We start from the raw sequence: 5,515 nt of genomic DNA on the forward strand, positions 1-5,515 counted from the left end.
TTATTCTATTATTCTATTATTCTATTATTCTATTATTCTATTATTCTATTATTCTATTATTCTATTATTCTATTATTCTATTATTCTATTATTCTATTATTCTGTTATTCTATTATTCTGTGCTATTGTGCACATTCATTTTTTCTTTTTTTCAACATATAATATCTTTTAAATAGGATTATAAATAAAAAAATTAGTAGAAAAAACTTTATTGTTTCTTTGTGATGATTTAAATGACTGATGAGATTATTAACCGAATTAAGATGAATTTAAGCGGAAATCCAGATTTGGATAGGGATTATTTGGTATCCCAATTGGATTATTATAAGAATCATGAATCTGCTTATGATATCATTAGAGAGATTTCAGGATTGATTTGGCAATCTTTAGACTTTTATCATGAAGATGAATATAATAAATCCAAGAAGTCAAATGTATCAAGGATTCTTGATGAAGTTGTTCCACTTATTGAAAATCGTGACAAAAAGACCGCTTTGGAAAAATTAGACAATTTCATGAGTTATTTTGATGATAAGTATGAGAATGAGGAAATTCATAAGGAAAGCGATTTCAAATCAAACAGGCCAATCACTGAAATTCAATATATGAGATATGAGGAAAACAAATTGTCCAGAAGTCCAAAGTCATACAGAACAATTAATAAGAGCAACAATAGAGTCAATTGGCGTAAGGATGTAAAAATCAATAGGATGAATAATGGCAAAAACGATGATGAATTTGTTGAAAAGGAGTATCATAGCTTTTTAAATCCTCTTGAAGAGATCTTATTCTATAAATACATTGGATTGGAGAAGGAATTGGCTTTTATTCCATTCGATGAACCTTTATTTGATTTGTATTACATTTATGGAACATTGCTATTGGAAAATGATGATTTTGCTAAGGCAGAGGAATATCTGCTAAAGGCCTTAAGAATCAATCCCGTATCCTCAAAAACCATTCTTTCCCTTGCAGACATTTACAAATCGAAGACACGAACCTACAACAGATTTTTCTTATATAATGTTGATGCATTGAAGTTTGCATACAAAAATGAGGATATTGCAAGGGCATATAGGAATTTCGGTTTCTTTTATGTTGAGGAAAATCAATTGGACATTGCAGCTGTATTCTATGATTTCAGTCTGAATTTTGATTTCAACAAGCAGGCATTTAGGGAACTTGAATATATAAAATCACGAGGAATCAATACTGAAATGGATAGAAAAGATGCGGAAAGGATAATAGAATCAAAAAGTATTCAAATAGGTGTAAATCCTTTTATTTTAGACACATTAAAGATCATTTGTGTTGATTTGGAAAATAGGAAGCATTATAGTGGGGCATTGTATTTCTATAGAATCTTATATGACTTAACAAAAGACAATATGATTTTAGGCAAGATCAATTCAATTCAAAATAGGATTTAATTTGTAATTTTATTTTTATGATTTTCAAATATTTGATTTACTTTATATATAATTAAATACATATTAATAATGTATCAAGAATAAGGATTAATTATTATAAAATAATTAAATACTTTTAATAATGTTTAATTGGTGAATAAAATGAGAATAGGAATTGCAGATACTACATTCGCTCGTTATGATATGGGTGCTGCAGCTATTGATGAATTAAAGAAGAACGCTTCAGACTTAAAGATTATTCGCGTTACTGTTCCAGGTGTAAAGGATCTTCCAGTGGCAAGCAAAAAGCTTATCGAAGAGGAAGACTGTGAGATTGTCATGGCATTGGGAATGCCTGGACCTATGGAAAAGGATAAGATGTGTGCTCATGAGGCATCAACAGGTTTGATTCGCGCTCAACTCATGACCAACACTCATATTTTGGAAGTCTTTGTTCATGAAGATGAAGAGGAAGACCCTAAGGAGCTCAAAAAATTAGCAGACAATAGGGCTCGTGAACATGCTCAGAATCTTATTAAGATGATGTTCCATCCTAAACAAATGAGAAAAGAAGCAGGAAAAGGAATGAGAGAAGGTAAAGAGGATGCAGGCCCTTTATAGTTAAAAAAATTTCAAAGATAATATGTCAGATGTAAATTCAGAAATCACTAAAGATGTTTATTTAGTCGTTCCAGCATTCAACGAAGAGAAAACAGTTTCTCAAATCATTGAGGGAATAGCTGAAAAAGGGTATAAAGTGATATTGGTAAATGACGGTTCTAAAGATAAGACCCTTGAATTTGCCATTGAATCAAAAAGGAAATACCCTAATCAGATATTTGTAGTTTCTCATGTAATCAACAGAGGTTTGGGAGCTGCATTAAAGACTGGAATGGTTCTTGCACTTAAAAAAGGCGCTAAATACATCGTAACATTTGATGCTGATGGACAGCATGAAATAAAGGATATCCCTAAAGTTTGTAGGCCTTTAGTTGATGGAGAAGCAGATGTTGTAATTGGAGCAAGGCCTTTTGAAGACATGCCTCTAAGTAAAAGCTTTGCAAATTACATTATGAATGCTTTAACTCTCATATTTTATGGAAGAAATGTTAAGGATTCACAATCTGGTCTTAGAGCATTTACAGCACATGCAGCAGATGTTATAAACATCGTTTCAAGAGGATATGGTGTATCCTCTGAATTCATTAAGGAAATAAGTGATAAGAATTTAAAATTAGCAGAAGTTACAATTACTACAATCTATACTCCAGAAACCCAAAACAAGGGAACTGATGCAATAGTCGGCTTAAGGATCTTAACTAAGATGGTAATTGATTTATTCAGAATATAATTAGATTTGAAAGTATTTTTTAAAAAAATTATTTAGAAGTCATTTAAGAGGAAGTGTTATTATTATAGGTCCATTTCGTACATATCAAATTTTATTAATCATTGCAACTATAATAGTCATTATATTCTTCTATAGGAGATTGAGAGTTAAGAAAATCACTCCAGCCACATTTGTACTGTGGATTCTAGTCTGTATAGTGGTTAACTTCTTTGCTTTTGCTCCTAGATTCAGTGACCCTCTTGCAGGATTCTTTGGTTTTGGTAGAGGTTTGGATTTACTGCTTGTTTTAGGATATGCACTTCTTGTTTATGCAATATTTAGACTATATATTAAAATTGATGAGTTAAACAGGAATACAACTGAGCTAGTTAGGGAATTAGCTATAAGAAATGAAATAAAATTAGAAGATATTGATAATGAAGAGGAATAATTCCTTTTTTAAATTTTTTTTATTCATTACTTAAACAATTAAAAGAATTTCTAATATTATGATTTAAGTAAGGTTATATTATGTTATTATATTTCAGAGGATGCACAGCACGTGAAAAATTGAATTCCATCAGCAAAGCTACTGAAAGAATATTAAAAATAGCTAAAATCAATTATGAAACTTTAGATGATGAAAAATGCTGTGGATCTGTACTCTTGAGAACTGGTTTTGTAGATGATGCAATTGAGCAGATGAAAGGAAATTTAGATGATTTGGAAGGAAAAATCATTCTAACTTCATGTGCAGGTTGCTATAAGACATTAAAGGAAGATTATAAGAATTACCTTGGTGTTGACTTAAATGTCATTCACATTTCTCAATTGTTGGAACAATTGATTAAGGAGAATAAAATCAATCTTAAAGGCAATAAGGACTTAAAGGTCACCTATCATGATTCATGCCATTTAGGAAGACATGCTGGAGAATATGAGGCTCCTCGTAATGTAATCAATTCCATTTCTAATTTGGTTGAAATGGAAAACAATAGGGAAAATGCACGATGTTGTGGATCTGGTGGTGGAGTGAAATCCGCTTATGGTGACTTATCCAATTCCATTGCTGATTTGAGAATTCAAGAAGCAAAGGAAACCGATGCTGATTTAGTGGTAAGTGCATGCCCATTCTGCAAATTGAATTTAAGTCAAAATTCTGATGATCTGGAAATTTTAGACCTATCTGAATTTGTTTTAAAGCATTTGGATTCATCAAATGATAAAGAAATCACAAGTCTTTCTGATTCCAAAGAGGGGGAAATCCAATGAAAGATGAGGAAATTGAATCAATGAGAAAGGTATTCAATAATCTAAAGGATAGGATAGAACCCCTTGTGAAATCTCCAAAAATACAAGCTCTACAAAAAAGGGTTATAGATATTAGAAAGGATGCAATAGACAATAATGAAGAGTTACTCACTATTGCAATGAAGAGCTTAAAGGAAAATGATATTGATTGCTTTTATGCAAATGATGATGAAGAGGCAAGAAAAATATTGCTTGATTTGATAAATGAGGAAATCGAAAATAGCAATATTGACAAAAATGAGGTTTATATTGCTAAATCCAAATCCAATACTCTACGTGAGATTGATGCATCTCAATTTTTAGAAGAGCAAGGCATGATTATTGTCGAAACTGATTTGGGAGACCGTATTCTGCAATTGAAAAAAGAGGATAATAGTCCTGTTCATCCTACCGGCCCTGCTTCCCATTTGACTGTTCATGACATTGCAGAGATTGTTAATGAGGCTATGAATTTGGATTTGCCTGCAGAACCAAGACCAATTATGGAAGCAGTTAAAGCGGATGTTTTAGGCCTTATCGAAAAGTCTTTCATTGGAATTAGCGGTACCAATTCCATTGCTGCTGAAGACGGAGCTTTTTTAATGGTTCACAATGAAGGAAACATCAGTTTGGTTCAAAGCAAAAAGCTTCATATAATTGTTGCAGGAATTGATAAACTTGTTCCATTGCTTGAGGATTGCGTTTCAATAGGCAAGCTTGAAACAGCTTTTGCAACTGGAAAGCCTTTGACCTCATATATCAATATTGTAGCGGGGCCTTCCAAAACAGCGGACATTGAGAAAAAGCTTCTTAAAAATATGTATGGAGCAGAAAAAGTAGCAGTCATTTTACTTGATAACGGTAGAAAGGATGCCATTAAGGAATGTCTTTGGTGCATTGGCTGTGGAAATTGCGTTGTCAATTGCCCTGTCTATAATGTTGTAGGAAATGAATTCGGTTATCACAGCTATTTAGGTGGACGTGGTGTTGCATTGAGCAAATACCTTAAGGATAACAAGGGATCAGTTGATTCTGGATTGTATATGTGTACGTTATGTGGTATGTGCACTGAGAATTGTCCGGTTTTAACTCCAACAAATAAAATTATAGAAGATTTAAGAAGCTCTGCTCAAAAAGATGGACTCTCTAAAGACCAACATAAAAAAATAAGGGATAATATTAAAGAAAATGGATCTCCTTACTGATTTTATTTAAAATTCTTATTTTTTCTTTAATTTTTAAATAGTTTCTTTCTTATTTTTAATCAATTTTATTTTTTATATCAATTTTCAATTCTTTTTTTTATTTTAATTTTTTTATTATATTTTTAATATTTTTATCATTTTTAAAATGTTATATATTATGCAATTTTAATTTATTTATCAAATTTTAAGTTATTTATTAAATTTTAATTTATTTATCAAATTTTAATTTATTTATCAAATTTTAATTTATTTATCAAATTTTAATTTATTTGTAATATAAA

The 5,515-nt window shown here is 30.8% G+C and carries 6 protein-coding genes; all 6 read left to right on the plus strand.

Annotated elements, in window-relative coordinates; translation table 11 throughout:
• Positions 1-233 precede the first annotated feature (233 nt).
• The 6 genes from IJI80_RS07205 to IJI80_RS07230 all read left to right on the plus strand — a co-directional run bounded on the left by IJI80_RS07205 (position 234) and on the right by IJI80_RS07230 (position 5,234).
• Positions 234-1,430: a hypothetical protein gene (locus IJI80_RS07205; RefSeq protein ID WP_292788833.1), complete on the plus strand. Its 1,197-nt coding sequence runs from the start codon at positions 234-236 to the stop codon at positions 1,428-1,430.
• Between the two features lie 141 nt (positions 1,431-1,571).
• Complete coding sequence (gene ribC, locus IJI80_RS07210; protein WP_292788836.1) at positions 1,572-2,030, plus strand: riboflavin synthase; 459 nt, start codon at positions 1,572-1,574, stop codon at positions 2,028-2,030.
• A gap of 22 nt (positions 2,031-2,052) precedes the next feature.
• Entirely contained in the window at positions 2,053-2,760 is a 708-nt protein-coding gene (locus IJI80_RS07215; RefSeq protein ID WP_292788839.1) for a glycosyltransferase family 2 protein, read from the plus strand.
• Between the two features lie 88 nt (positions 2,761-2,848).
• Complete coding sequence (locus tag IJI80_RS07220; RefSeq protein ID WP_292788847.1) at positions 2,849-3,190, plus strand: DUF2304 family protein; 342 nt, start codon at positions 2,849-2,851, stop codon at positions 3,188-3,190.
• Positions 3,191-3,270: 80 nt separating this feature from the next.
• Positions 3,271-4,011, plus strand: coding sequence for a (Fe-S)-binding protein (locus tag IJI80_RS07225; protein WP_292788843.1), 741 nt, complete (start codon positions 3,271-3,273; stop codon positions 4,009-4,011).
• Positions 4,008-5,234: an LUD domain-containing protein gene (locus IJI80_RS07230; protein ID WP_292788845.1), complete on the plus strand. Its 1,227-nt coding sequence runs from the start codon at positions 4,008-4,010 to the stop codon at positions 5,232-5,234. Before IJI80_RS07225 ends, IJI80_RS07230 begins: the two co-directional genes overlap by 4 nt.
• Positions 5,235-5,515: the final 281 nt, after the last annotated feature.

It is taken from the genome of Methanobrevibacter sp. (assembly GCF_017432245.1).
GTDB lineage: Archaea > Methanobacteriota > Methanobacteria > Methanobacteriales > Methanobacteriaceae > Methanobrevibacter.

Excerpts from the sequence above, each read along its gene's own strand:
- IJI80_RS07205 (WP_292788833.1), top strand. The coding sequence starts at position 234 with ATGACTGATGAGATTATTAACCGAATTAAGATGAATTTAAGCGGAAAT.
- ribC (WP_292788836.1), top strand. The coding sequence starts at position 1,572 with ATGAGAATAGGAATTGCAGATACTACATTCGCTCGTTATGATATGGGT.
- IJI80_RS07215 (WP_292788839.1), top strand. The coding sequence starts at position 2,053 with ATGTCAGATGTAAATTCAGAAATCACTAAAGATGTTTATTTAGTCGTT.
- IJI80_RS07225 (WP_292788843.1), top strand. The coding sequence starts at position 3,271 with ATGTTATTATATTTCAGAGGATGCACAGCACGTGAAAAATTGAATTCC.
- IJI80_RS07230 (WP_292788845.1), top strand. The coding sequence starts at position 4,008 with ATGAAAGATGAGGAAATTGAATCAATGAGAAAGGTATTCAATAATCTA.